The following is a 26,672-nucleotide window of genomic DNA, read 5'->3' as shown; positions in this document are numbered from 1 at the left end:
GGCCGCGCCTCGGGCCGCACGCCACGGACCAGCCTCGTCACGGCCTCCGTGAAGTCGTCCTCATCCACCTCCACCGGCTCAGCTGGGGCGTTACCTGGCGAGATGACGCTCAACCCGTATCGGGCCGTGCCCGGCCCCACCTCGTGGTCATCCCAGGTCTGCCTCGAGGCTCGCGGCGTGCCGCCGCACGCGGTCAGCAGCACCATGAAAAGGGCGCCGAACTGACGGAGTGTCCTCCTTGCTCCCCACCGAATCGCGGTCATGACGGGCCGACAGTCTATGCCAGGCCCACCACGCCCCCCCCAAAGCCACGCGCCCGGACGGAGGAGCCAACTCCGTCCGCCCGGGCGCGCGGTGCTACGCGTGAATCACGGGCCGTCCACCGTGAGGTCGTCGATGGCCAGGCCGCAGCTCACGCCGCCCGAGGTGCTCTCCAGCTTGATGAGGGTGCTGGTGCTCGTGGCGTTGAACACGTAGGTCCGCAGGCTCCAGGACCCGGACGTGTTCGAGAAGCTCGCCGTCGACGGCCCATAGGTCAGCTTCGCCGAGCGGCTCACGCCCACGCAGTTGGGGCTATTGGACACGTAGAAGCGCACCGTGTAGCCGGCCCCCACCACCGTGGGAATCGTCTGCGAGATGCTGCCCGCGCCGTACCCGTTGAGGTCGATGGACTTGGTACCACCGTGCGGCGTCTTGTAGGTGCTGTGCATCACCTTGATGCTGCTGCCGATGGTCCAGTTCGTGAGCGTCGTCGCGCCCGTGGAGAGGATGGTGTAGTTGTAGACACCGGCGGGAGCGGACTCGAAGCCGCTGTTCGTCACGACGTTGATGCCCTGCTCGGTGCTGCCCAGCTCCGCGGGCTCGGACGCGTCGCCCGGCTCAACGCCTCCGCAACCCGTCAGCGCGAAACCCAGTCCCAGGCCAACGACGGTGCTCCCACGGATGATCTGCTTCAGGTTCATTGTGGCCCCTGCTCAGTTGTTGGTCGCGGCGGGGGCCGTTCTGACCCTCCGCTCAAACGACACGGCGTGACAGCCGCAACCGTGAAACGTGTGGGGCGTGAAACATTGAATTGATAACAAAAACGCCACACGCCGAAGGCGCGGGCGTCAGGGGTCCGCATTGACTCTCAGGTGAGCGCGTCGACCCAGTTGCGCAGCCGCGCATCCACCTGTGCCTCGCCGCGCACGCCGGGCTCCGCGTCCAGCGGCAGGGTATGGAAGCCACGCGCCTCCAGTCCCTTGCACAGCTCCGCGCGCGCCTGCACGTCCGGAGCGAAGAGGATGCAGCCGTCTCCGCCCCCCGCCCCGGACAGCTTCCCCGCGCAGCCGTAGGCCGCCGCGAGCGCCAGCACCCGCCGCATGCCCTCCGTCTCCAGCGGGCCCAGCTCCAACAGCAACTCGTGCTGCGCCTTCACGGCCTCTGAGAAGGAGCGAAAGTCCCCGCCACCCAGGCCCGCCTCAATCTCGTGTCCCAGCGCGTCAGAGCGCGCCACGAAGGCCCGCCGCCCCGCCTCCTCCAGCCGCGCCTCCACCTGGCCAATCAGCACCCGCGTGGACGCGCTCTCGCCCGTGAAGGCATACGCCATGGACACGCGGGGCACGGCCAGCCGCCACAGGTCCACGGGCGGGGACTCCGCCAACGCGGCCCGCAGCCGCCCGGCATTGCTCGCCTCGATGAGCGGCGCTACGTCATAGCGCCGGTAGCGCAGCAGCCCTCCGGCGAAGCTCGCGGCCACATCCCCGCCGCTCCCCTTCCCGCCCTGCCCCAGCGCATGCGCCGCCAGCGCCAGCTTCAGCGCGTCGTAGCGCTCCTCCAGCACGTAGCGCGCCCCTTCCGCCGCCAGCACCGTCGCGCACGCGCTGCCGCCCATGCCCAGCTTCTGCCCGTTGGGGCCCACCGCGGACGGCGCCACGGCCAGGTCGAAGCCCGGGGCCGCGCGGCCGTGCGCCCGCAGCGCCTCGTCCAGCGTGCGCGCCACGAAGGAGAACCCCGCCGGCACCTCGCGCTCCCAGCGCACGCCCAGGGGCGTGGTGCTCCCGGCCAGTGTCCCCTCCTCCAGGCACACGTGCACGCGGGCATCCGCGCGCCGCCGCACGTACGCCGCCGTGCGGGGCGCCACCGCGGCCACGCGCGCCACTCCGCCCCACAGCACCGCGTACTCGCCGGAGACGAACAGCTTGCCCGGCGCGGAGAGGGCCCGCTCCATCAGAACAGGTGCTCCGGCTTCAGCGCCGCGTCACCGCCGGGCACGCAGCGAATCACATCCACCGCGCCGCACGCGCGCGCCAGCGCCTCGGCCGCCACCTCGTGCGCCGCGTCCGTCAGCAGCACCGGGTTGGGCCCCGCGTCCAGCGTGAACCACACCGGCATGCCCTTCTTCCGCTGCTCGCGCAGGTGCTGGATGAGCGCCAGCGTCGCCGAGTTCAGGTAGCAGAGCGGCGGGTCCGCAGCGAGCGCCGTGGCATGCATCCTCCACGCGTTGCGCTCACACAGCTCGCCCAGGGCCTGCAAGTCCCTCCGGGAGATGTGCTCGCGCGCCTGGCCAATCTCCTTCTCCGCGTCCTGCACCCACGCCGGGTAGTACGGGCTGGTATCCACCGTGTGCTTCATCCCGTCCCGCGACTTCACCTCCTTCTCGCCGCGGTCCAGGATGGCCACCACCATGCGCACGTCCGGCCAGTGCTCCGCGCCGAAGCGCTGCACCGCGAAGCTGTCCTCGCCGTCCGGACGCTCTCCACGCTGCCACTCGCAGAAGCCGCCCTGCACGCTCCGGCACGCCGAGCCGCTGCCCAGACGCGCCAGGATGCTCGCCGCCCGGGGCTCCGCCGGCAGTCCCGCCGCCGCGCGCCCCGCCACCGCCAGCGCCGCGAAGCCCGCCGCGCTGCTCGCCAGGCCCGCCGCCATGGGGAAGTCCCCGCGCGACACCACCTTCGCCGGGCCCAGGTCCTTCCCCGCCGCCGCCCGCACCGACTCCAGGAGGCGCAGCACGCGCTCGCGCTCGCTGCCCTTCGCGGTGTGGCCGTTGATCTCCACGTGGTCGCCCACCACGCCGAACTCCACCGTCGTCGTCACCGACAGCGGGGAGAGCGTGAGGGACAGGCTGGACTGGTGCGGCAGGATGAGCGCCTCGTCCCGCTTCCCCCAGTACTTCACCAGGGCGATGTTCGGATGCGCCAGGGCAGTGGCTTTCATGAAAGGACTCACGACGCCCGCGGACCCGCGAGCTGGCTGCTGAAGCACCGCACGCCGAGCGCGGTCAGCTTCGCCACCGCGGGCGCGGGTTCGAGGAACAGGCCGATGACGGCCCCACCATCTCCGCCGGCCCCGGTGAGCTTGGCGCCCAGCGCCCCCAGCCCCCGCAGCCGGTACACCATCTCTTCCAGCGGCGGGGACGACAGCCCCAGCGCCGCCAGCAATCCCTGGTTGACGTTCATCGCGTCCCCCAGCGCCGCCAGGTCTCCCGCCTCCACCGCCTTCGCGCCCTCGGAGGCCACCCGGCCAATCTCCTTGAAGAGGCGCTGGTACCGCTCGGGCCAGCGGGCCTGCCGCTCGCGCAGCGCCCCCACCGTCGCCTTGGTGGGGCTGCGCTCGCCCGCCAGCGCCACCACCACGCTCAGCGGCTTCGGACAAGCCAGCACCCGCCCCTTGCCCACGGCCGTGCCGGGCTTGCGGCGGTAGAGGACGAGCCGCTCCTCCACGCTGGTGGTGTGGTCCACGCCGGACGGCGTGCCATGGAACTCCTGCTCCATCTCCCACGCCACCCGCGCCGTCTCCTTCGCCGTGGGCGCCTTCCCCGCCGCCTTCAAGAGCAGCCGCGAGCACGCCACGGACAGCGCCGCGGAGCTGCCCAGGCCCACGGCCAGCGGCAGGTCCGCGTCCAGCGACACCTTCAGCGGAGGCTCACCGGTAACCTTCGCCGCGCGGGCAAAGGCCGCGGTGAGCTGCGCGCGCTGGTGCCGGTTCAGCGTGGAAGGCAGCACGAGCTGGCACCGCTTCGCGGGCACCCCGCGCGCCGTCACACCCTGGGACAACGGCCCGGCCAGCGCCGGGTGGCCGTACACCACGCTGTGCTCGCCCAGCAGGATGACCTTGCCGGCGCCGAAGGCCTCTAACGGTGGAGGGCGGGGGGCCACGGGCTCAGAGGTTGGTGCCGGTGGCGGCCGCCGCGTCCTCGGCCGGGAGGCTGGCGAGGATTTCCCTGGCCTTCTCCACCTTCACGTGGCCGGCCTTCACCAGGAGGTTGGCGATCTTCTCCACCCAGTGGCCGCGCGCGCCCGCCGTCACCGCCACGCAGCGCGCGTGCAGCGCCATGTGGCCCTTCTGGATGCCCACGCTGCCCAGCGCCCGCAGCGCCGCGAAGTTCTGCGCCAGGCCCACCGCCGCGAACACCATGGACAGCTCGCGCACGTTGGTGGTGCGCATCAGCTTCAGCGCCATCTGCACGCCCGGGTGCACCTTGATGGGGCCGCCCACCGTGCCCAGCGCCATGGGCAGTTCAATCCGGCCCACCAGGTGGCCCTCCTCCAGGTACCAGGTGGACAGCGGCCGGTACTGCCCGCCGCGGCAGGCGAACGCGTGCGCGCCGGCCTCGATCGCGCGCCAGTCCTGGCCCGTGGCGATGGCCACCGCGTCGATGCCGTTCATCACGCCCTTGTTGTGCGTGGCCGCGCGGTACGGGTCCGCCTCCGCGAAGCGGCTGGCCTGGGCGATGCCCTCGGCGATCTCCTCGCCCGGCATGTTGAAGTCCGCGAGCTGCGCCAGGGGAATCCGGCACATCGCGCGCGCCAGCCGGCGGTCCGCCAGGTTGGACAGGATGCGCAGGTACACCTTGCCGCCGGTGATCTGCTCGATGAGCGGCGCCACGCCCTCCGCCACGGTGTTGATGAGGTTGGCCCCCATCGCCTCCTGCGTGTCGATGAGGATGTGGACGATGAGCAGCGGCTCGCCACGCGGCCCTTCCGGCGCCGGCAGCACGCGCACCTCCACGTCCCGCGCGCCACCGCCACGCGCCACCATGGACGGGTGGAAGCTGTTGGCCAGCGCGAGAATCTGCTCCTTGTGCGCCAGGATGCGCTCGGTGGCCACGGTGGGGTCCCCGTACCGCGTCACCTGCACCTGGCCGATCATCATCGAGTCGTCGGCCTCGGCGGTGAAGCCCCCCGCCTCGCGGACGATCTTCGCGGCGAAGGACACCGCGGCCACCACCGACGGCTCCTCCACCGCCATGGGCACCAGGTAGTCGAGCCCGTTGACCTGCATGTTGAGGCCCAGGCCCAGCGGCAGGGAGAAGGTCCCCACCGCGTTTTCGATCATCTGGTTGGCCAGGACGGGCTGCAGTGCCTCCGTGCCACGAAGCTGCTGCAGGTCCTCGGGGGTGAGCCGGAACATCCGGGCGAGCAGCGCGAGGCGCTCCTCCATCGGCAGCTTGTGGAACCCGGCGAGCCGGGACGTCACGGTCTCAGACATGTTCTTCCTTCTCCACTTCGGCGCGGGCCTGCTCTACAGGGCCGCCAGCCAATCCTTCAACTCTCCGGTCACCACCCGGGGCCGCTGTCGCAGTTCAGCGCAGCTTCTGCTCCCCGTCAGGACGAGCGCCTGCCGCAGCCCCGCGAGAATGACTCCCAGCGCGGCCTCCGCCCCCTCGAATCCACCGGCCTGCTGCGCGCGGAACAGCGGCAGCGCCATGCCGGCCAGGTCCGCGCCCAGCGCGAGCACCTTGGCCACTTCCAACCCCGTCCGGATGCCTCCGCTTGCCACCAGCCGGATGTCCGGGCCCACGCTCCGCCGCACGGTGGCCAGGGCCGCCGCGGTGGGGATGCCCCACGTGCTGAACTCGGCCCCCAACTCGGCCTGCACGCCCGACGCGCGAAGCTGCTCCACCCGCACCCACGAGGTACCGCCCAGGCCGGACACGTCGAGGTTGCGCACGCCCAGGTCCACCAGGCGCCGCGCCACGTCCGGGCCGATGCCGCACCCCGTCTCCTTCACCAGCAGCCGGTCGCCGAAGGCCTGCACCAGCGCCTCCACCACGCGGTAGCCGCCCCGGAAGTCCCGGTCGCCCTCCGGCTGCGTCAACTCCTGGCCCGCGTTGAGGTGCAGCGCCAGCCCGTCCGCGCCAATGGCGTCCACCAGCCGCCGCGCCCCTTCCACGCCCAGCCGCACCGCCTGGTACAGGCCGATGTTGCCCAGCAGCGCCACCGTGGGCGCCACCTGCCGCACCTGGAACGAGGCCGCCCGCGAGGCGTCCTCCGCCATGGCGCGCTGGCTGCCCACGCCGAAGGCCAGGCCGTGACGCTCGGCGAGCAGCGCCATGTCGCGGTTGACCGCGCCGGCGCGCTCGGTGCCGCCCGTCATCCCCGTGATGAGGAGCGGGTAGCGCAGCCGCTTGCCCAGGAAGGGCGCCGACAGGTCCACATCGTCCACCGCCATCTCCGGCATGGCGCAGTGGACCAGCCGCACACACTCCAGCAGGGTGCTGTTCCCGGTGGGCTCGACGTCTCCGGTGGCGCACAGGTCCAGGTGGGCATCCTTGCGCCTGGCTGTGATGTCCTCACCCATGATGATGTCCGAACCCGGTCCGCCCGAAACGCCCTAAGCGTGTAAGTGCCTGAATGACCGGGGGTTTCCTAGCAAGCGGCGGGGGCGGGGCGCAAGCCAAAGGACCCCGGGCGGTCGCCCTCCGGACTCGAATGGACGAGGTCGGCTTGTGGGCGGTATGAGGCCCGGGGTGAGCACGCCTCCGTCCAAGGTGGTCGTCTTCCTGCACAGCGGCGACTACGACCGCGTCCACCAGGGGCTTTCCATCGCCGCCGCCGCGGTGGCCTCCGGGCGGAAGGCGGAGGTGTACCTCTTCTGGTGGGCCCTGGAGCGCTTCCTGAAGGGCGCGCTGGACGAGCCGGACTTCGCGGGGCGTGACGACGTCACCGACCGCTTCGAGTCGCGAGGCATGCCCACCCCGCGCGTCCTCCTGGAGCACCTGAAGGAGTCCGGGCTGTGCACCCTCGCGGGCTGCACGGGCTCCCTCGGCGCGCTGGGGGGAGAGCCGGCGGCCGGACAGAGCGGCATCGACCTGTGGCTGGGCTGGAGCGCCATCCTCCAGCGCACCGCTGGCGTGACGGACCGCTTCTACCTGTGACTCCGCCCGCCCGGAGGCGGACGGAGTCCATGGGCCCGGCTCACATGCTCAGCTTGGCCCCGAGGATGACCGTCCGCGGCGCGTTGGGGCGGGCGCCGTAGGGACGCCGCGACACGATGGCCTGCTCGTCGAACACGTTGCGCGCGACGAGGTAGAGCTGCCCCCAGCGGGAGAAGTTCCAGTTCGCGTTGACGTCGAAGGTGAGCACGGAGTCCGTCAACTGGCCCGCGGGCACCTCGCCCTGCCCCGCCTCCTCGCGCATGGAGTCCACGAAGAGGGTGCTGATGAAGACGCCGCCGAGCCGGCCCTCCACGCCCGCCGAGGCGAAGAGCTGGTGCCGGGGCACGTAGGGCAGCTCGTCACCGGCGCGCACGTTGCCGAACTGCGGGTCCGCCGACTGGAAGTCCTCCAGCAGCTCCGTCTTCGTCAGGGTGTAGGACAGCGAGATGGGGAACGTCAGGCCCCCGCCGGGGCGGAAGGTCTTCTCCGCGAAGGCCTCCAGTCCGTAGATGTGGGCCTCTCCGGCGTCCGTCTGCCGGTCCAGGTTCTCGTCCAGGCACCCGCTGGAGAAGGTGCAGATGTCGGTGAGGTTCGAGTAGTCGTTGAAGAAGCCCACCACCTCGAAGCGCTCGCCCCGGCGCGTCCAGCGGACGCCGGCCTCGGAGTTGATGCTCTTCTCCGGGAGCACCACGTCGGGCTGCCCCGGCGCCGGCGGCGAGAAGCCGCGGTACACGCCCGCGAAGAGGCCGATTTCGCGCGTCACCCCGCCAAAGAGGCCCACGCCCGGCATCAGCGCCTCCACCGCGCCCGAGGAGCTCTCACCCGTCAGCCGGTCCACGGAGCGCGAGCGGATGAGCTCCAACCGGACGCCCGGGGTCAGCACCAGCGGCCCCCAGGTGATGGCGTCCGTCACGTGCAGCGCCAGGGCGTGGGTGGAGTCCTTGTTGTTGGCGGTGGTGGACGTGGGCTCTCCGGCGAAGACCAGCTCGCCGCCCTGCATGAGGTACGCGTCCTCGGTGTGGAGCCGGGCGATGCTGTCGAAGTGGTAGCGCACCCCGGCCTCGAGGCTGTGGCGCAGCGGGCCCGTCTCGGCGCTCCACCGTGCCACGCTCTGGAGACCCTGCGAGACGAAGGTGCGGTCATTGGGACCGATGAGCAGCGCCTCCTGCGACGACGAGCTGTCCAGCTCCCCCGTGAGCACGCCGTAGTAGATGGCGTTACGCGCGCTCGTCGGGTCCGCGAGCACGTCCGAGATGGAGGTGCCGCGGAACCGGTTCACCTTGCGCCAGACGCGGGCGAAGTCATGGCGGTAGGCCGTGGTCGTCACCGCCAGGGAGCCGGCCTCCAGCAGGTGGCTGAGGACCACCTGGGTGCGCTGGTTCTCCATCCGGTCCATGCGGCTCGAGACGTAGCGGCGCAGCGGGTTGGCGCGGAAGTCCTCGTCGCTCAGGCCCAGGTACGTCTCGTTGGAAATCTCGTCGGAGTAGCCCAGCTTGAGCTGGAGGCTCTGCCGCGCCGGCCCCTCGGGGACGAGCCGGTAGCGGCCCTTCGCCATCCACTCGTTCCGGCGGAACCCGGTGTGGCCGCCACCGTCCAGTTCCTTGAAGCCGCTGCTGCGCAGGTGGACTCCCTCCACCAGGAACCCCGCGCGCTCGGTGCTCGCGCCGAACACGCCGTGGGCCTTGCCGTACAGGTAGTTGCCGCCGGCCACGTCCAGCCAGCCGGACTCGGCCGCGGGGATGTCGCGGGTGATGAACTCCACCGAGCCGCCCACCGTCTGCGGGCCGTGCTGGATGGCGGAGGGGCCCTTCAGGACGCGCACGGACTGCATGCGCGTGACGAGCGGGAAGTAGTAGGCCGCCGGCGCGGAGTACGGCGCGGGGCCGAAGAGGACGCCGTCCTCCAGCAGGGTGACCTTCTTGCTGCGGTCCGGGTTGACGCCGCGCAGGCCCACGTTCGGCCGGAGCCCGTACCCATCCTCGCCTCGCGCGTACACGCCGGGCACGGACTGCAGGACGGTGGCCGGATCATCCTGCTCGAAGCGCTCGAGCTGGGCCGGCTTCATGACGTGGATGGAGCCGCTGGTGCGCGTCTCGGACGTGCCCACCACCACGCTCTCGAACTTCTTCTGTCCGGCCTCGGCGGCCACGGGGGGCACGGCCTCGGACGGAGGCGTGAGGTCCCCGGCCACGGGCGCATCGGACGGCGGGGCCGCGGGAGCCGTTTCCCCGGCCACCGGCGCCTCGGCTCCAGGGCTCGGGGGCGTTGCGTCCTCGGCCACGGGAGCCTGGGGCGCCGCCGGAGCCTCGGACGTCGCCGGAGCCTCGGACGCCGGGGTCTCCGGCGTGGGCGCCGGGACGCCCGTGTCCACCGTGCCCTGGGGCTCGGGGGGCACCGACTGCGCCACCGCCGCCGATGACCCGAACACGCACAGGAGCGCCGGAACCGTCCACGCCCGCGCCCGCTTCACCCTCTCCATGAACAATGCCATCTGAGGCGTACCGCCCTTGTCTCGTCGCTGATGTCGATTCCTGATGCGTACCACTCCAGACCCAGGAAGCCGGGGTGGCGGCCCGCTCGCGGACCACCCTCCCCGGCCCTGGCGCCCGGTCCTGCTGATGGCGCGGATTGCTACAGCTTGTCGATGGCGCCCGTTACCACGATCTTGCCGTTGGACTGGACCGCGATGCCGCGGAGGGTCTCCTCCGTCTTCGCGGCAACCACGTTGAGCTTCACGATGCCGCCCGTGCCGAAGGTGGTGTCCAGCGTGCCGTCCGTGTTGAAGCGCGCCACCACCATGCGGTTGTCACCCCCCTCGGTGACGAAGCCCGCGCCATACACCTTGTTGGCGGAGTCGAAGGCAACGGCCCAGAAGCGGTCATTCTCCGTCTCGGAGATGGGCGTGGCCCTGGCGACCTCCTGGGCGGAGTTCGTCCCCACCGGGAGGATGGCGATGACGGCGTCGTCGTCCTGGCTGCCGCCCGCGCGGTAGCCTGACGCGGCGACCCAGTTGCCGTCGGCGGAGGCCGCCACGCCGAAGAACGCCTGCTCCGGGCGCTCGAAGTCGTAGAGCTTGTAGCCGTCCGCCGAGAAGTTCGTGTTCCGCGCGCCGCCCTTGTCGAGCATCAGCACCATGGCGGAGATCTTCTGCGCGGCCGGGGTCGCGCTGCCCACCATGCACACGCCGTCATCCTTCAGGACCGCCAGGTGGCGGCCGCGGTCATTGTCGCCCGCCACGTCGACCAGGGCCACACCCGCCGAGCCCCACGTGGTGTCGCGCTCGCCCGAGGGGAAGTAGCGGAAGGAGACCAGGTCCACCGTGCCCGTGGACGCGGTACGGCCGTAGCCGGTGGTGACGTAGCTGCCGTCGGCCTGGACGCCCACGGCGTAGGCCTCGACCATGCCCCACTCCGGGTTGGACGGGCTCTGGGCCATGAACGGCGCCGAGCTCACCACGCCCTTCCAGCCGAACGTCTCGTCCGCCTTGCCGTCGTCATTCAGCCGCTGCAGCACGATGCGGTTGGCCGTCTGCGCCCCCACGCCCGTGGGCTGGGACATGTACCCGGACGCGACAATCTTCCCGTCGCGGTCGACGATGCCGTGCCGCGGGTTGTCACCCAGGTTGCCGATGTTGAGGGTGACCATGCCGCCGGTGTCGAACGCGGTGTCCGGGCTGCCGTTCGCCGTCAGCCGGGCGACGACCCGGTCGGCGTCGACGCGGTCGCCGTCGCCGCGCTTGGAGCCGAACAGGACGATGCGGTCCGAGGAGTCCACCGTCAGGCCCCAGACGGAGTCACGCGTACCGCCAGCCGCCTTGCTCCAGTCCAGGCGGGTGATGCCGCTGGCGCCGAACGACGTGTCCAGCGTGCCGTCCGTGTTGAAGCGCACCACCGCGATGTCGCTGTCCACCACCGTCCCGGCATCCGTGCCGGCATCCGTCCCCGCGTCCTCCTCCGGCTGCGTGCCGGCGTCGGGCACCGGCGTCTCGTCGTCGTCGCCACAGGCAGGCAGGCACGCGAGCGCCAGCGCGAGGACCGCCGCGCGCGCCAGAAAACCGCCGTGCTCCCAGGTGTTCCGCATGTTGTCTCTCCCCTCCGGGGGTATCTCGGGCAAACCTGCAAACGATAATCGTTCTCAGAATCGCGCGGTGAGCCTCGTAGAACGGTTCGCGTGTAGGTGTCAAGCTGCTGCGGGAATGAAACGGGTCCCGGAGGTGTGGGATTTTGAGGTTGATTGTCATTACCAACGGCGCCGTGATAGCGAGGGCCCCATGAACACCGAGTCACCACGTCCCGCCACCATGCGCCGGGGGAGCGCGCTCGCGCTCGTCGTCCCCGCCCTCCTGTGCCTCACGGCGTGCAAGGGAGAGGGAAGCAAGCCGGATGCGGGGACCGGTGGCCCGGACACGTCGGCGTCGCGCCAGGCGCTGCTGGTGGCCACCAGCGCCTGCGTGCAGCAGACGGCCCGTGAGTTCCTCACCTCGGCCACGGCGCTGGAGACGGCGGTGGCGGCCTGGGCGGCCCAGCCGGACGCCACCACGCGCGACGCCGCGCGCGCGGCCTTCCACGACGCCATGGACCGGTGGCAGGTCGCGGAGGTCATGCAGCTTGGACCGGCGGCGCCCCGGAGCCTCCCCGGCGGCGCGGAGATTCGCGACAACATCTACTCCTGGCCGCTGGTCAGCCGCTGCGCCATCGAGGAGCAGATCGTCAGCAAGGGCTACGAGTCGTCCAGCTTCCCCACCACGCTGGTGAGCCGCCGCGGCCTGTACGCGCTGGAGTACCTCCTGTTCCACGAGGGCTCGGACACCGCCTGCCAGTCGACCTCTCCCATCGTGTCGCAGGGCACGTGGGCGGCCCTGTCGCAGGAGGAGCGGGAGGCGCGCAAGCGGGCCTATGCCGCGGTGGTGGCCACGGACGTGCGCAGCCGCGCGGCCCAACTGATGGACGCGTGGGACCCGGACAAGGGCGGTTTCTCCCGTACCCTGGAGACGGCCGGCTCCGGCAACGCCGTCTACCCGACGAGCCAGGTGGCGCTGAACTCCGTCAGCGACGCGCTCTTCTATCTGGAGCGCGAGGTCAAGGACATGAAGCTGGCGCGGCCGCTGGGGCTCCGGGACTGCTCCACCGCGACGTGCCCGGAGTACCTGGAGTCGCCCTTCGCCAGGCGCGCGAAGGCGAACGTGCGCGCCAACCTGGTGGGCTTCCGGCGCATCGCCCAGGGGTGCGGCGCGGGCTTCGACGGCGTGGGGTTCGACGACCTGCTGGAGGCCTCCGGCGCCAAGACCATCGCCGCGAAGCTCCGCGAGAAGATGGTGGCGGCCGAGGCCGGCATCGAGGCCGTGCCCGGCGCGGACCTGGAGGCGCCGCTCGCCCAGAACAAGGAGTCGGTGCGCGCGCTCTACGAGGCGGTCAAGGGCGTGACGGACGTGCTCAAGACGGAGCTCGTCACCGTGCTGGACCTGGAGCTGCCCCAGTCCGTCGAGGGAGACAATGACTGAGCAGCCGTCGGTGGCCGCGCGCCTCTGGAAGGTCCTGCTCGCGCCCCGGGACATCGCCGCGCTGGTGGCGTTCCGGGTGGCGCTCGGGTTGCTGGTCACCGTGTCGGCGATCCGCTTCCTCGCCTACGGGTGGGTGGACACGCTGTTCACCCAGCCCCGGTTCCACTTCACCTACTGGGGTTTCGGCTGGGTGCCCGCGCTGCCGGCGCCGTGGATTCACGCCGTCTTCGCGCTGCTCGCGGTGCTGGGGCTGTGCGTGGCGGCCGGCCTGTTCTACCGCGTGGCGGTGGCGCTCCTCTTCGTCGCCTTCACCTACGTCCAGCTCGTGGACGTGAGCAACTACCTCAACCACTACTACCTGGTGAGCCTGCTGCTCCTGCTGCTCAACTTCATCCCCACGCACCGGGCCTTCTCCGTGGACGCGTGGCGCAAGCCGGAGCTGCGCTCGGACTGGCTGCCGGCGTGGTGCACGTACCTGCTGCGCTTCCAGGTCGGCGTGGTCTACTTCTTCGCGGGGATGGCCAAGCTCACCACGGACTGGCTCATCCACGCGCAGCCGCTCAACATCTGGCTGGCGGCCCGCACGAGCCTTCCCGTGGTGGGCCCGCTGATGGAGCAGCGCTGGGTGGCGTACGGCGCGGCCTGGGCGGGCTTCCTCTTCGACACCACCATCGTCGCCTTCCTCCTCTCGCGGCGGCTCCGCCCGTTCGCGTACGTGGTGGTGCTGGGGTTCCACGCGGCCACCTCCGCGCTGTTCCCCATCGGGATGTTCCCCGTCATCATGGTCACCGCGGCGCTGGCCTTCTTCGAGTCCTCGTGGCCCCGGCGGGTCGCGGGCCGCGTGCGGGCACTCCTCTCGAAGCGCCCCGTCCTTCCGGAGCCGGCCCTGGCGCCCGTCGCCGCGAGCGTGAGCGCCCCCGGCCGGAAGGCCTGGCTCGCCCTGGGCATGGCGGCGGCCTACGCCGTGCTCCAGGTCGGCTTCCCGCTCCGGACGCACCTCTATGGGGGCAACGTCCTCTGGCACGAGCAGGGAATGCGCTTCTCGTGGCGGGTGATGGCGCGCGAGAAGAACGGCAGCGTGACGTTCATGGTCCGCGACCCGGCCACCGGCCGGGAGTGGCACGTGTCTCCCAGCCAGTACCTCACCCGGCTCCAGGAGCGGGAGATGTCCGTGCAGCCGGACCTCATCCTCCAGCTCGCGCGGCGCATCGCGCGTGACTTCGAGGCGAAGGGCCTTGGCCCGGTGGAGGTCCGCGCCGAGGCGCGCGTGTCGCTGAACGGGCGCCCGGCGGAGCTGCTGCTGGACCCGACGGTGGACCTCGCGCGCGAGATGGACGGGCTCGCCGCGAAGCCGTGGATCCGCCCCGCACCGGAGTCGCCGCCCATCCGCCTGCGCCCCACCCTGCACGCCGCGCGGCGCTGAGCACGCCGCCGCTCGCTCCCTCGCCCTCTCTGCCAGCGAGCCCCGCCTCCACGGGGCCCGGTCGCGGTATGCCCGCTTTCGTTGACGCTCCTTCCCCCCTGTTTACGTTTTGGGAGCCCCTGAACGGGGGAAAGGAACGAGACGACCATGGCTTACAGCGGCACCCACACCCCTTCCCGGAACGGCGGCCAGCCACGGCTGAGCGGCGGCGGTGGGTGGCACCGTCTGGGCAACGCGCTCAAGACGACGGTGCTGCTCGCGGGGCTGACGGCGCTCGTGCTGGCCATCGGCCAGCGGCTCGGCGGTCCGCAGGGCCTGATGTTCGCGGCCCTCTTCGCGGTGGTGATGAACTTCGGCTCCTACTGGTTCAGCGACAGGATTGCCCTGGCCATCCACGGCGCGCAGCCGCTGCCGTACGAGCAGGCCCCCTGGCTGCACCAGATGATTGAGCGGCTGGCGGCGCGGGCGGGCATGCCCAGGCCGAAGGTCTACATCCTGCCCACGCGCACGCCCAATGCGTTCGCCACGGGCCGCAATCCCAGCCACGCGGCGGTGGCGGTGACGGCGGGACTGATGGACATCCTCGACCGGCGCGAGCTGGAGGGGGTGCTGGCGCACGAGCTCGGCCACGTGCGCAACCGGGACACGCTCATCGGCACGGTGGCGGCCACGCTGGCGGGCATCATCAGCTACGCGGCGCAGATGCTGTTCTGGTTCGGTGGCTCCATGCTCAGCCGCGGTGATGATGAAGAGGGCGGCCTCGGGGACGCGCTCGCCAACCTGGGGCTGCTGCTGGTGGCGCCCATCGCCGCCACGCTCCTGCAGCTCGCGGTGAGCCGCTCGCGCGAGTACGGCGCGGACGCCACGGGCGCGGAGCTGTGCGGAGACCCGGACGCGCTGGCGGACGCGCTGCTGAAGCTGGAGCGCGGCGCGGAGCTGATGCCGTATGACAGGGCCCCCGCCACCTCGCACCTGTTCATCGTCAACCCGCTGCACCGCGGCGGGGTGATGGCGCTGTTCTCCACGCACCCGCCCATTCCGGAGCGCGTGCGCAGGCTGCGTGACATGGGCGCCCGGAGCACGGGCGGCACCCGCGCTCGCGGCTGGGAGTACGCGTACTGACGCGGTAGGGTCCGCGCCCCGCGCGCGATGATTCACTCAGAGAACGGACAGCCCAGGGGCATCCTCAATCTCAAGGCGGGTGAGCGGAAATTCGACCTCACCCGCCTCCTGCCGTCCGAGGACCTCGCGTTCTTCGTGTCGCACTACTGGATTGTCACGTGGGACCTCCGCGGCCAGGAGCCCTACGTGGCGGAGGTGCTCTCGCACCCCACGGTCCACCTCGCGATTGAGCAGGGCCGCACGGAAATCCACGGCGTGGTGAAGAAGAAGTTCACCCGGAAGATTGAGGGCCGGGGCCGGACGTTCGGCGTGAAGTTCCACCCCGGGGCCTTCTACCCGTTCGTGAACTTCCCCGTGTCGCGCCTCGCGGACAAGCGCGTGTCGCTGGAGTCGGCGCTGGGCCTGGATACCCGGGCGCTGGAGACGGCGGTGCTGGGCCACGAGGACGACCGCGCCTGCGCCGCGGAGGTGGAGCGCTTCCTGCGCACGCGCCTGCCCTCCCGGGACGACACCGTGGCCCGGGTCCGGAGCATCGTGGAGCGCATCATCGCGGACCCGGAGCTCATCAAGGTCGATGCGCTCGTCGACGAGTTCGGACTGAGCAAGCGGGCCCTGCAGCGGCTGTTCAGCCAGTACGTCGGCGTGGGCCCCAAGTGGGTCATCCAGCGCTTCCGTCTCCACGAGGCGGCCGAGCGCCTCGCGAAGCTCGACGGCGGCGAGCCGCCCCGGCTGGCGGACCTCGCGGCGTCACTCGGCTACTTCGACCAGGCGCACTTCATCAAGGACTTCAAGGCGCTCGTCGGCCTGTCTCCGGCCGACTACCTGCGGCGCCTGCGCGGCGCATAGGACTCACTCCGCCGCCCCGGCCTCCGGCGGCCCGAAGGCGGTGAACGGGTCCTCCAGCATCTCCCGCACCGTGCGGGCCAGCACACCGGCGTGGTACCCGTCGATGAAGCGGTGGTCGATGGACGCGTTGACGCTCATCACCTGCCCCACCACCACGCGCTCCTCCTCCACCACGGCCGCCTTCCGCACCGCGCCGGGCGCGAGGAACACGGGCACCCGCGTGAAGGGCACCAGCGGCAGGTACGCGGTGTCCAGCCCCAGTGCCCCCACGTCCGTGACCACCGCCGCGCCGAAGGCATCCCTCGGAAGGCCGAAGCGTCCCAGGTCCAGGTTGAGCGTCACCGCCAGGAACGACACCACCCGCGTGAAGAGGTGCAGCAGCGGCGACGGCACGCGCTCCACCAGGCGCCACCCGCGCTTCAGGCCCGCGTCCTCCCGCACCGCCGCGTCCACTTCCGCGGCCACCTCGCGCAGGCTCTTGCGGTCCGCGTCCGCCACCCGCACCGGCACCAGCCGTACGTCCCCGCCCTCCTGCCGCGTCACCAGCGCGGACACGGTGATGCGCTGGCGCAGGTAGATGCGGCTGAAGCGGAGCACGGCGTTGGCGTCCGGACAGCGGCGCAGCGCCTCCGCCAGGGCCTTGAGCACCAGGTGCGTCACCGTGAGCCGCACACCCGTGCGCGCCTGGAAGGCCTCCATGTAGGAAAGCGCCCGGTCCATGCGCACCGTGAGCGTGCCGTAGACGGTGGGGTCATACGCCGTCTCCCAGCTCCCGATGGCCAGCTTGCGGAAGCTCGAGATGTGCTGCTTGGGAATCAGCTCCAGGTGCGCCATCGAGCGCCTGCTCCTCGGGGGTGCGCGGGTGTGCCAGCATCGCGGCTCCCCGGGGGCCGTGGAAGGCCCCGCACGGGTGGAAGCCCTCCACGGAGGGAGACGATTTCCGGGGTGCATGGGACCCCCAGGCAGGGCATAGAGGCTTCAGGCGGGAGCCGTCCGGCAGTCGACCCTTGACGGGCCGGTGCCCGGCGATAGGCTGCCCCGCTTTTTGCATCTCCCCGTGGAGGTCGTTCCGTGCTGGTTGCACTCATCCTCGTATCGATCGGGTTTGCCGTGACACTCGGCATCCTGCTCTTTGGCGGCTCGAATCGGGCCGCGCTTCCGTCCTCCTCCTCCGCGCCCTCGTCGCGCAACGAGCTGGAGTCGGAGACCCAGCGCCGCGCGAAGGCGGAGGCGGAGGTCCAGCGGAAGCAGAAGGAGCTGGATGAGCAGCGTACGCAGCTTCAGGACGTGAAGGAGCAGCTCAAGCAGGCCAAGCGCAAGCTCTTCGAGCAGAAGGAGTCGGAGAAGGGCTCGCAGGACCTGGCCAAGGCCCGCGCCGAGGTGGAGCGCACCGCGTCCATCCAGCTCGAGCAGACCCGCGAGGAGCTGGCCAACGTCCTGACGGAGAACCAGCGCCTGAGGGCGGAGATGGAGTCGCGCGGCCGTCGCCCGCAGCCCGCCGCCGCTCCGGCCGCCGCCGCCCCCGTGGCGGCCGCGCCGCAGATCTCCGCCCCCGCCAAGGAGGGTGAGCCCGTGGTGGCCGCGGCGGTGCCGGTGGCGCCCGTGGCCGAGGCCGCGAAGGAGGACCGGGGCCAGCGCCGCTACCGCGAGCTGAACGACGCGGACCGCGAGAAGATGGAGCGCCTGGAGGCGCAGGCGAACAAGGAGCGCTCGCGCGCGGTGGAGCTGGAGAAGGAGCTGCGCCGGGTGAAGGGCCGCACGGAGACGCAGCAGCGCGTGTACGCCGCCGCGAAGAGCGACCTGGACCTGATGCGCGACAAGTACAAGGCGCTGGAGAAGCGCCTGAACCGGACGCTGCTGGAGCGCGACCTGCTGCGCCGGGCCATCAAGGACCTGGAGAAGAAGACGGGCATGCTGGCCGACCGCACGGAGCTGACGCCGGAGGAGATGGCCGCCAGCGACCAGCGCACCGAGGAGACCGCTCGCGTCCGCGCGGAGACCGAGGCCCAGGCCGCCGCTCAGCAGGCTCCCGCCGAGCCCACCCCGGCCGACAACGCCACCGCCGTGGCCAGCGACGAGCAGAAGCCCGCGCCCGTCTGACGTACTGACGGACGCCGTCGAGCCGAAGGGCTCGGTCTCCCGGGAGGACTCCCGCGGGGCCGGGCCCTTCGCCGTTTCCGGGCCCTCAGTCCTCCGCCGCGCAGCCCGTGTGTGGCGTGGGGCCCTGCGCCTTCGTCAGCCCGTCCTGGAGCTTCCGCAAGAGGCGCTTCAGCTCCGACACCTCGGCCTCCTCCAGATAGTGGTGCAGCTCCCCGTCCATCCACTGGAGCGCGCCGCGCATCAGCTGCAGCTCGGCCCTGCCCTTCTCGGACAGCTCCAGCTTCACGCACCGGCGGTTCTCCCCCGCGCAGCGCATCACCAGCCCGTCGTCCTCCAGGCGGTCCACCAGCCGGCTCACCGCGGGCGCGTCCACCGACAGCCGGTCCGCGATGGCCACCTGGCTGACGGCCCCATCGGCGATGACCTTCAGCACCAGCAGTTGCATGAAGGGCCTGCCCGTCTGCTCCCCGAGCCTCTCCGTCAGGCGGCGGCGCAGGGTGCGACGCAGGGATGCGACTTGCTCGGCGAGCGTCATTTCCGTCCAGAAGAATGGTTGCGAACTACAACCGTTGTCAATTACATCGGTGCCGCGCAGGGCGTCATTGCGGGGGGAAACCGGGCAGCTCGGGTCGTCACCTCTTTCCTTCACTCGCGTCTGACGTATGGCAACTCCTTCCGTCCTCCTCCTGGCACTTGCCGTCGGCGCGGTCCAATCCGACCCGGCCACTCCCCTCCCCGCCTCCACCCAGCCGAAGGTGGAGGACGCGATGCTCACGCCCGTCCCGCCCGCCCCCCGGCTGGTGAAGACGTGGGACGAGGCGCTCACCCTGCTCCGCGAGCGGTCCACGGACCTGCGGAGCGCGGAGGCCGGGGTGGAGCGCGCCGGCGGCCGGTCGCGTCAGGCCCTGTCGGTGCTGCTGCCCAACGCGCGCGCGCAGGCGAGCGTCGTCCACGACGTGCTCAACCCGGACGTCCCGTCGGGGGTGAACCCCGCCATCGTCGGGAGCGGACGCACCGCCACCACGCCGCTGGGCAGCGTCACCGCGACGCTCACCCAGGCCGTGGTGGACGTCAGCGCGTGGCGCGGGCTGTCGTCGGCCAGGGCCGCCGAGACGGGCGCCGTGGCGAACCTCCAGGACGCGCGGCGCCGCCTCACGCTGGGGCTGGCGCAGGTGCTGGTGGCGACGGTGGCCGCCGAGCGCGCCGCCGAAATCAACCGCGTGAATCTGCAGCGGGCGCTGGAGCGCGCCGCCCTCACCCAGCGCTCGTTCGAGCTGGGCGCCGGCAACCAGCTGGACGTGGTGCGGGTGAACCAGGACGTGGCGGTGGCGCGGGGCGCGCTCGTCGCCGGTGACGAGCAGTTGCGGCAGGCCCGCGAGGCCCTGGGCTTCGCGCTGGGCTTCGGCCAGCCCCTCGGCGTGGACCCCTCCTTCAACCTCCAGGGACTGGTGGACCAGACGCGGAAGGACTGCGCCCCGCTGGAGGGCCTGGACACGCGTCCGGACCTGGTGGCGGCGCGGGCCCAGGTGGAGTCCGCGCGCGACAGCCGGCGCCAGGCGTCCGCGGGCTACCTGCCCACGCTGGGCGTCTCCAGCACGCTGTACGGCCTCACCACGGCCCCGGGCTTCGGCCGGTTCGCCACCTGGAACGTCGCCGCCGTGCTGTCCGTCCCCCTCTGGGAGGGCGGTGGCCGGGGCGGGCTGGTGCGCGAGCGCGCGGGCGTGGAGGCCCAGGCGGAAGCGGCCCTGGAGAGCGCCCGCCGCGACGTGGAAATCGAGGTGGCCCGGGCCCGGCGCGGGGTGGAGGTCGCCGAGTCGCTGGTGAAGACGGCCATCGAGTCCCGCGACCTCGCGGAGCGGACCGACCGGCTCACCCGCCGTTCCTTTGAAGTGGGCCGCGGCAGCAGCCTGGAGCTGGTGCAGAGCGGAGCGGCCCTGCGCCAGGCGGAGCTGACGCTGGTGCTGCGTGAATTCGAGCTCGTCCAGGCGCGCCTGGACGCATTCCTGACGGAGGCCCGGTGCGACTGGTGAGACGGGTGCGCCCCCTGGAGGCGCTGAAGAAGACGGTGTGGGGTGCCACCCTGCTGGTGGCGGTGGCGGGTTGCTCGGGCGGCAAGGCGGCCCCGGCCGCGCCTCCGCCTCGTGAGATTGAGACGGTGACGCTCGAGCCGAAGCAGGTGCGGGACACCGGCGAGTACCTGGGCGCGCTGACGTCACGGCAGAACGTCACCGTGCTGCCGCAGGTGGGGGGCTACGTGCGCCGCATCCACGTGCGCCCCGGCCAGCAGGTGGCGGAGGGCGCGCCGCTGGTGGAGGTGGACGCGCGCGAGGAGACGGCCGCGCTCGACAGCGCCCAGGCCCAGCTCAGCTCCGCCCAGGTGAACCTGGAGCTGGCGCGCCGCACCCTGGCCCGCACGGAGGCGCTCAACAAGGAGGGCCTGGCGAGCGCGCAGGAGCTGGAGGGCGCCCGCGCCCAGGTGGAGGCCGCCGAGGCCGCCTCGCGCTCCTCGGCCGCGCAGGTGACGCAGCGCCAGGTGCAGCTCCAGTTCAACGTGGTGCGCGCCCCGTTCGCCGGCACCGTCGGTGACGTGCTGGTGCGCCTGGGCGACTTCGTCAGCGCCACCACGCCGCTCACCAGCATCGCCCAGGCGGACGTGCTCGAGGTGAGCGTGGCGGTGCCGTCGCCGCGCGCCCGCTCGCTGAAGCCCGACACGGCGCTGGAAATCCTGGACGCGCAGGGGAAGGTGCTGCTCACCAGCACCGTCTTCTTCGTCGCGCCGCAGGCCGACCCGCGCACCCAGCTGGTGGAGGTGAAGGCCGCGTTCCGCAACACCGTGGGCCTGCGTCCCAGCGAGCTGGTGCGCGCGCGCCTCGTCTACTCCGTCCGTGACGCCCTGCAGATTCCGGCGCTCGCGGTGGTGCGGCAGAGCGGCCAGCCCTTCGCCCTGGTGGTGCGGGAGAAGGAAGGCAAGACGGTGGTGGAGCGCCGTCCCATCACCCTCGGCGCGCTGGGGGAGATGGCCTATGTCGTGGAGAAGGGCCTCCAGCCGGGAGACCTCGTGGCCGTGTCCTCCATGCAGGCGCTGCGCGACGGGATGCCCGTGAAGCTCAAGGCCGCGAAGGGCTCCGGTGGCGGTGTCCTGGGAAGCGCGCCGCCCCCGGGCGTCGCGGGAGGCGGTCCCGCCGGCAGCCGCTGAGCGAGGGGACTTACGCACCATGTTCGTCGACTTCTTCATCCGCAGGCCCGTCTTCGCCATCGTCTGCTCCATCCTGCTGACGCTGGTGGGGGCCATCGCCATCCCCACGCTGCCCATTGCCCAGTACCCGGACCTGGCGCCGCCGCAGGTGACGGTTACCAGCAACTACGTGGGCGCCAGCTCCGAGGTGGTGGAGAGCGCCGTCACCATTCCCCTGGAGCAGGAGCTGAACGGCGTGGAGGGGATGCGCTACATCACCTCCACCAGCAGCAACGACGGCACCAGTCAAATCACCATCACCTTCGAGTCCACGCGCGACATCGAGGTGGCCGCCGTCGACGTGCAGAACCGCGTCAGCCGCGCCGCCGCGCGCCTGCCCTCGCAGGTGAACCAGACGGGCATTGTCGTCAACAAGGCCTCCAACCAGATGCTGATGACGGTGGCGCTGTTCAGCCCGGACGAGCGCTACGACGCCAAGTTCCTCAGCAACTACGCCGACGTGAATCTGAAGGACGCCATCAAGCGCGTGCGCGGCGTGGGCGAGGTGCGCATCTTCGGCGAGCGCAAGTTCTCCATGCGCCTGTGGCTGGACCCCACGGAGCTGGCGCGCCGCAAGCTCACCCCGCAGGACGTGACGCGCGCGCTCCAGGAGCAGAACCTCCAGGTGGCCGCGGGCCAGGTGGGCCAGCCGCCCTCCGCGGAGGACCAGCCCTACCAGATTGCCGTGCGGGCGCGGGGCCGTCTCGTGGAGCCCGAGGAGTTCGGCGAAATCGTCCTCATGCGGCAGAACGACGGCAAGAGCGTGCGCGTGAAGGACGTGGGCCGCGTGGAGATGGGCGCGGAGAACTACGGCACGCTCCTGCGCTTTGGCGGCAAGCAGGCCGTGGGCCTCGCCATCTTCCAGCTCCCCACCGCCAACGCGCTGGACGTGCGTGACGGCGTCTACTCGGAGCTGGAGCGGCTGTCCAAGCTGTTCCCCCCGGGCATGGAGTTCCAGACGGGCGTGGACACCACGCTCGCGGTGCGCGCCTCCATCCAGGAGGTGATGCGGACGCTGGTGGAGGCGATTGCCCTCGTCATCCTCGTCATCTTCGTGTTCCTGCACGGCTGGCGCAGCGTGCTCATCACCGCCTTCACCCTCCCCGTCTCGCTGGTGGGCACCTTCGCCTTCGTCCAGTTGATGGGCTTCTCCATCAACACCCTCACGCTCTTCGGCCTCACGCTGGCCACGGGCCTGGTGGTGGACGACGCCATCGTCGTCATCGAGAACATCGAGCGGTTGATGGCGGAGCGGCACCTGTCCCCCGTGCAGGCCGCGCGCGAGGGCATGAAGGAGGTGGCCGGCGCCGTCATCGCCATCTCCATCGTGCTGGTGGCGGTGTTCGTCCCCGTGGCGCTCTTCCCCGGCACCACCGGCGCCATCTACCGGCAGTTCGCGCTGACCATCGCCGCGTCGGTGGCCCTGTCCACCTTCTGCGCCCTCACCCTCACGCCCGCCCTGAGCGCGCGGATGCTCAAGCACCACCAGGGCGAGAAGTGGGTCTTCTTCCGCCAGGTGGACCGGGTGCTCGACTGGACGAAGGCCACCTATGGCCGGGGGCTGCGCCGGCTCCTGAAGCACCCGGTCATCATCCTCGTGGCCTTCCTCGCGTGCATCGCCGGCACGGTGGCCCTCTTCCGGATGGCGCCCACGGGCTTCATCCCCGACGAGGACCAGGGCTACGTCATCATCTCCATCCAGGGCCCGGAGGGCATGTCGCTGGCCCAGACGGAGAAGGTGCTGGCCGAGGTGGAGGCGGTGCTGAAGGCCCAGCCGGAGGTGCGCGCCATGTTCGCCATCGGCGGGTTCTCCTTCCAGGGCACCGGCCCCAACATCGCCACCATCTTCACCCCCCTGAAGCACTGGGACGAGCGGCCGGGGAAGGAGCACTCCGTGGCCGCGCTGGTGGAGCGGCTGCGCGCGCCGCTGAGCCGCATCGGCGGGGCGCGCGTCATCCCCTTCCAGCCCCCGGCCATCCGCGGCGTGGGCAGCGTGGGCGGCTTCCAGTACATCGTCGAGGACATCGACGGCACCAGCTCGCTGGACCAGATCGCCACCGCCGTCCAGGCGCTGGTGGCCAAGGCCAACGAGGACGGCCAGCTTCGCGGCGTCTTCACCACCTTCAACGCGGACACGCCGCTGCTGGACGTGGAGGTGGACCGGCAGAAGGCCAAGGCGCTGGGCGTGCCGATCGAGCAGGTGTTCGGCACCATGCAGGTCTACATGGGCAGCCAGTACGTCAACGACTTCAACTACGCGAACCGCACCTACCGCGTCTACGTGCAGGCCGAGCAGCAGTTCCGCGACAGCCCGCAGGACATCGGCGCCTTCTACGTGCGCAGCGACAGCGGGGACATGATTCCGCTGGAGTCGCTGGTGAAGGTGGCGCCCACGGTGTCCGCCCAGGTCATCCGCCACTACAACCTCTTCCGGGCCGTGGAGCTCAACGGCCAGCCCGCGCCGGGCGTGTCCTCCGGCCAGGCCCTGGACAAGATGGAGGCCCTGGCCGCGCAGGTGCTGCCCCAGGGCATGAGCGCGGAGTGGACGGGCATCAGCCTGGAGCAGAAGCAGAGCGGCGGTCAGACGCTCATCATCTTCGGTCTGGGCCTGCTGTTCGTCTTCCTGGTGCTGGCGGCCCAGTACGAGAGCTTCACCCTGCCGTTCGTCATCATCCTCTCCGTGCCGCTGGCCATCATGGGCGCGCTGGGCCTGCAGCTCGCGCGCGGGTTCGCCAATGACGTGTTCTGCCAGGTGGGTCTCGTCATGCTGGTGGGCCTGGCCAGCAAGAACGCCATCCTCATCGTGGAGTTCGCCGAGCAGCTCCGGGAGAGCGGCAAGAGCGCCGTCGACGCGGTGGTGGAGGCGGCCGAGGTGCGGCTGCGGCCCATCCTGATGACGTCGATTGCCTTCCTCCTGGGCGTGGTGCCGCTGATGACGGCCTCCGGCGCCGGCGCCGCCTCGCGCAACTCGCTGGGCACGGCCGTGTTCGGCGGAATGCTCGTGTCCACGGTGGTCAACTTCGTCTTCATCCCCGGCCTGTACGTGCTGATGCAGAAGCTGCGGGGCGAGGCGAAGCGCACCACGGGAGGGGACGAGGCCGTCCCGGCCGCCGCCCCCTCGCACTGAGAGGCGGAGTCACCGAGAGTGGGGCCGGGCCCCTGATGCAGGGGCCTGCCCCACGGCGCCGGTACGGCCGCTCGGCATTCCGGCCCCGAGCCAGGCGGGCGTGAATCCGGCTGGGCCGCGGAGGCCGCGGAGGTCCCTACCTTGAGAACGGCGGGTCGCGGTCTCCCCGCGGCCCGCCTGCTCATGGACCTGTACAGCGCCGCCAGGCGGATGGCCCGCCCCTTCCGGTTCTCCAACCCGGCCTCCCACCGGGAGGTCCCCCTGGCCGGCCGGGGGGTGATTGGCGACGGAGTCACCTGCGCCCTGGTCCGGCCCGACGGCATCATCGACTGGCTCTGCTTCCCCCGCTTCGACAGCCCGAGCGTCTTCGGGGGCATCCTCGATGACGAGAAGGGAGGCGTCACCGGCATCACGCCAGTCGTATGGCCGTTCGAGAGCCTGCAGCGCTACGACCCGGACACCAACGTCCTGGAGACCCTCTTCCGCTTCGAGCGCAAGGGAGTCATCCGCCTCATCGATTACATGCCGTGGACGAACGACCCGCGGTCCACCGTCCACGAGGTGCACCGGCGCATCGAGTGCCTCGAGGGCGCGGTGGAGCTGAACGTCGTCTTCGACCCGCGCTTCGGCTACGGCACCTCGGAGACACGGATTGACCGGGAGGAGCACGGACTGGTCGCGCGCGGCGCGCGGGGCGAGCGTCTGGTCGCCGTCCTGAGCGGGGAGGTGAACTGGCGCTCTTGCCGTGAGCTCCACGGGCAGCCATGCCGCGGCGATGCGGGCCTCCAGACGCGCATCCGGCTCGGCGCGGGCGAGCGGCGCTGGATGGTGCTCTCCTGGGACTCGGACCGGCCGGAGCACATCGCCGCCTACCGCCCTTTCGACCACCTCCGGGACACCCGCCAGGCCTGGCGGGAATGGTCTCAACACCTCCACTACGAGGGGCCCTGGCGGCACCACGTCCTCCGCTCCGCGCTGGTGCTGAAGCTGCTGATGTACGCCCCCACCGGCGCCATGGTGGCCGCGCCCACCACGTCGCTCCCCGAGTGGATGGGAGGCCCCCGCAACTGGGACTACCGCTACAGCTGGGTGCGTGACTCGGCGATGGCCGTGCGCGCCACCAACCTCATGGGCTTCCTGAGCGAGTCCCGCGAGTTCTTCTATTTCGTCCGCGACACCCTGCAGCGCGGCGGCCCGCTCCAGGTGATGTACACACTGGACGGCGGCCCCGTGCCCGCGGAGACGGAGCTGACACACCTCGCCGGCTTCCAGGGCTCGCGCCCGGTGCGGCTCGGGAACGGCGCGAGAGACCAGTTCCAGTTCGACACCGCGGGGGCGCTGCTCGACGCGGCGTACCTCTACGAGCGGTTCGGCGGCCGGCTGCCCCTGCGCACGTGGCGGCTGCTGCGCTCGGTCATCCAGACCACCGCGCGCCGATGGTGCGAGCCCGACCACGGCATCTGGGAGCCGCGCCGGGAGATGCGCCACAACGTCCACTCGAAGCTCATGAGCTGGCTGGCGCTGCGCCGGGGGCATCACCTGGCCCTGCTCTTCAGTGAGCACAAGCTGGCGCGGTCGTGCTCGGAGCTGGCGGACGTCATCCGCGCCGACATCCTCCGCAACGGCGTGGACCCGGCCCGGAAGCACTTCGTCGGCATCTATGGCGGAAACGAGCCGGACGCCGCGCTGCTGCTCCTGCCCATCGTCGGGTGCTTCCGCGCGAGCGAGCCGTTCATCCTGCGGACCATCGAATGGCTGCGCCACGAGCTCGGGGCGGGCCCGTTCCTCCGGCGCTACCGGATGGATGACGGTGTCGGCGGTCCCGAGGGTGGCTTCATCCTGTGCGGCTTCTGGCTGGCCGAGGCACTGGCGCTCGCCAACCGCATCGAGGAGGCCGAGGACGTCTTCGTCGCGCACGCCGAGGCGTCGAACCACCTGGGGCTGCTCGCGGAGGAAATCCACCCGCTGACCCGCGAGCAGCTGGGCAACTTCCCGCAGGCCTTCAGCCACCTCGGCCTCATCAGCGCCGCCGCGCGCATCGACCGCGCGCTCCGGATGCGCGACGAGGGCAAGACGGAGCCCCCGCACCTCCTCGAGCCGGAACCGCCGGCCATCGAGTAGCGCGAAAGAATTCGTGCGCCACCTGGCCGCGGCGCGTGTCTGGAGAGCGCCCCCCCTGCG

The 26,672-nt window shown here is 71.4% G+C and carries 20 protein-coding genes and 1 pseudogene; 10 read left to right on the top strand and 11 right to left on the bottom strand.

The genetic code is table 11. The annotated features are described in order from the left end of the window. The 7 genes and pseudogenes from K8638_RS21605 to fni all read right to left on the bottom strand — a co-directional run. Positions 1–206, bottom strand: a pseudogene (locus K8638_RS21605) (hypothetical protein); the annotation flags it as partial. 162 nt (positions 207–368) lie between these two features. Beyond that, positions 369–962, bottom strand: a complete 594-nt coding sequence (locus K8638_RS21600; RefSeq protein ID WP_223756464.1) for a DUF642 domain-containing protein — start codon at positions 960–962, stop codon at positions 369–371. 167 nt (positions 963–1,129) lie between these two features. Beyond that, positions 1,130–2,209, bottom strand: coding sequence for a mevalonate kinase (locus K8638_RS21595; RefSeq protein WP_223756463.1), 1,080 nt, complete (start codon positions 2,207–2,209; stop codon positions 1,130–1,132). Beyond that, complete coding sequence (gene mvaD, locus K8638_RS21590) at positions 2,209–3,195, bottom strand: diphosphomevalonate decarboxylase (RefSeq protein ID WP_223756462.1); 987 nt, start codon at positions 3,193–3,195, stop codon at positions 2,209–2,211. The genes K8638_RS21595 and mvaD overlap by 1 nt, the downstream gene beginning before the upstream one ends. Positions 3,196–3,203: 8 nt before the next feature. Beyond that, positions 3,204–4,136: a mevalonate kinase gene (gene mvk / locus K8638_RS21585; RefSeq protein WP_223756461.1), complete on the bottom strand. Its 933-nt coding sequence runs from the start codon at positions 4,134–4,136 to the stop codon at positions 3,204–3,206. A gap of 4 nt (positions 4,137–4,140) precedes the next feature. Beyond that, entirely contained in the window at positions 4,141–5,469 is a 1,329-nt protein-coding gene (locus K8638_RS21580) for a hydroxymethylglutaryl-CoA reductase, degradative (protein ID WP_223756460.1), read from the bottom strand. A gap of 33 nt (positions 5,470–5,502) precedes the next feature. Then, on the bottom strand, positions 5,503–6,561 hold the full coding sequence (gene fni, locus K8638_RS21575) for a type 2 isopentenyl-diphosphate Delta-isomerase (protein ID WP_223756459.1): 1,059 nt from the start codon (positions 6,559–6,561) through the stop codon (positions 5,503–5,505). A 157-nt stretch (positions 6,562–6,718) separates the two neighbouring features. Here fni and K8638_RS21570 point away from each other — a divergent pair, with 157 nt between their 5' ends. Next, positions 6,719–7,138, top strand: coding sequence for a hypothetical protein (locus K8638_RS21570; protein ID WP_225937452.1), 420 nt, complete (start codon positions 6,719–6,721; stop codon positions 7,136–7,138). A 40-nt stretch (positions 7,139–7,178) separates the two neighbouring features. On the opposite strand, the gene K8638_RS21565 is transcribed toward K8638_RS21570, so the two are convergent. Then, a complete protein-coding gene (locus K8638_RS21565) occupies positions 7,179–9,617 on the bottom strand; it encodes a TonB-dependent receptor domain-containing protein (protein WP_370644069.1) in 2,439 nt (812 codons plus the stop codon). A 152-nt stretch (positions 9,618–9,769) separates the two neighbouring features. Then, positions 9,770–11,218, bottom strand: coding sequence for a hypothetical protein (locus K8638_RS21560; protein ID WP_223756456.1), 1,449 nt, complete (start codon positions 11,216–11,218; stop codon positions 9,770–9,772). 190 nt (positions 11,219–11,408) lie between these two features. On the opposite strand from K8638_RS21560, the gene K8638_RS21555 reads away from it, so the two are divergent. The 4 genes from K8638_RS21555 to K8638_RS21540 all read left to right on the top strand — a co-directional run bounded on the left by K8638_RS21555 (position 11,409) and on the right by K8638_RS21540 (position 16,029). After that, positions 11,409–12,638, top strand: a complete 1,230-nt coding sequence (locus K8638_RS21555) for an imelysin family protein (RefSeq protein WP_223756455.1) — start codon at positions 11,409–11,411, stop codon at positions 12,636–12,638. Beyond that, positions 12,631–14,061, top strand: coding sequence for an HTTM domain-containing protein (locus tag K8638_RS21550; RefSeq protein ID WP_223756454.1), 1,431 nt, complete (start codon positions 12,631–12,633; stop codon positions 14,059–14,061). The genes K8638_RS21555 and K8638_RS21550 overlap by 8 nt, the downstream gene beginning before the upstream one ends. Positions 14,062–14,208: 147 nt before the next feature. After that, positions 14,209–15,183, top strand: coding sequence for a zinc metalloprotease HtpX (locus K8638_RS21545; protein WP_223756453.1), 975 nt, complete (start codon positions 14,209–14,211; stop codon positions 15,181–15,183). Between the two features lie 27 nt (positions 15,184–15,210). Beyond that, a complete protein-coding gene (locus K8638_RS21540; protein ID WP_223756452.1) occupies positions 15,211–16,029 on the top strand; it encodes an AraC family transcriptional regulator in 819 nt (272 codons plus the stop codon). A gap of 3 nt (positions 16,030–16,032) precedes the next feature. Here K8638_RS21540 and K8638_RS21535 read toward each other — a convergent pair whose 3' ends face one another. Then, complete coding sequence (locus K8638_RS21535; RefSeq protein WP_223756451.1) at positions 16,033–16,863, bottom strand: 2-oxo acid dehydrogenase subunit E2; 831 nt, start codon at positions 16,861–16,863, stop codon at positions 16,033–16,035. 237 nt (positions 16,864–17,100) lie between these two features. Here K8638_RS21535 and K8638_RS21530 point away from each other — a divergent pair, with 237 nt between their 5' ends. Next, positions 17,101–18,129, top strand: a complete 1,029-nt coding sequence (locus K8638_RS21530) for a cell envelope biogenesis protein TolA (RefSeq protein WP_223756450.1) — start codon at positions 17,101–17,103, stop codon at positions 18,127–18,129. An 85-nt stretch (positions 18,130–18,214) separates the two neighbouring features. Here the strand turns inward: K8638_RS21530 and K8638_RS21525 are convergent, their stop codons facing one another. After that, positions 18,215–18,664 carry a MarR family winged helix-turn-helix transcriptional regulator gene (locus K8638_RS21525; protein ID WP_223756449.1) on the bottom strand — a complete coding sequence of 150 codons (450 nt, stop codon included), beginning with the start codon at positions 18,662–18,664 and terminating at the stop codon, positions 18,215–18,217. 127 nt (positions 18,665–18,791) lie between these two features. Between K8638_RS21525 and K8638_RS21520 the strand changes: the two genes are divergently transcribed. The 4 genes from K8638_RS21520 (at position 18,792) to K8638_RS21505 (ending at position 26,612) form a co-directional block, all read left to right on the top strand. Next, positions 18,792–20,159 (top strand): TolC family protein, encoded by a 1,368-nt coding sequence (locus K8638_RS21520; RefSeq protein WP_370644068.1) that lies wholly within the window; start codon positions 18,792–18,794, stop codon positions 20,157–20,159. Continuing rightward, the gene (locus K8638_RS21515; protein ID WP_223756471.1) at positions 20,156–21,325 is read left to right on the top strand and encodes an efflux RND transporter periplasmic adaptor subunit; all 1,170 of its coding nucleotides are present in this window, start codon (positions 20,156–20,158) and stop codon (positions 21,323–21,325) included. The genes K8638_RS21520 and K8638_RS21515 overlap by 4 nt, the downstream gene beginning before the upstream one ends. Positions 21,326–21,344: 19 nt before the next feature. Then, positions 21,345–24,491 carry an efflux RND transporter permease subunit gene (locus K8638_RS21510; protein ID WP_223756447.1) on the top strand — a complete coding sequence of 1,049 codons (3,147 nt, stop codon included), beginning with the start codon at positions 21,345–21,347 and terminating at the stop codon, positions 24,489–24,491. Positions 24,492–24,632: 141 nt separating this feature from the next. After that, positions 24,633–26,612 carry a glycoside hydrolase family 15 protein gene (locus K8638_RS21505; RefSeq protein WP_223756446.1) on the top strand — a complete coding sequence of 660 codons (1,980 nt, stop codon included), beginning with the start codon at positions 24,633–24,635 and terminating at the stop codon, positions 26,610–26,612. Positions 26,613–26,672 lie beyond the last annotated feature (60 nt).

This window comes from Myxococcus sp. RHSTA-1-4 (genome assembly GCF_020037125.1).
Classification (GTDB): domain Bacteria; phylum Myxococcota; class Myxococcia; order Myxococcales; family Myxococcaceae; genus Myxococcus.
Note: the sequence above shows the minus strand (reverse complement) of the source record. Positions and strands in the feature narration are given on the sequence as shown.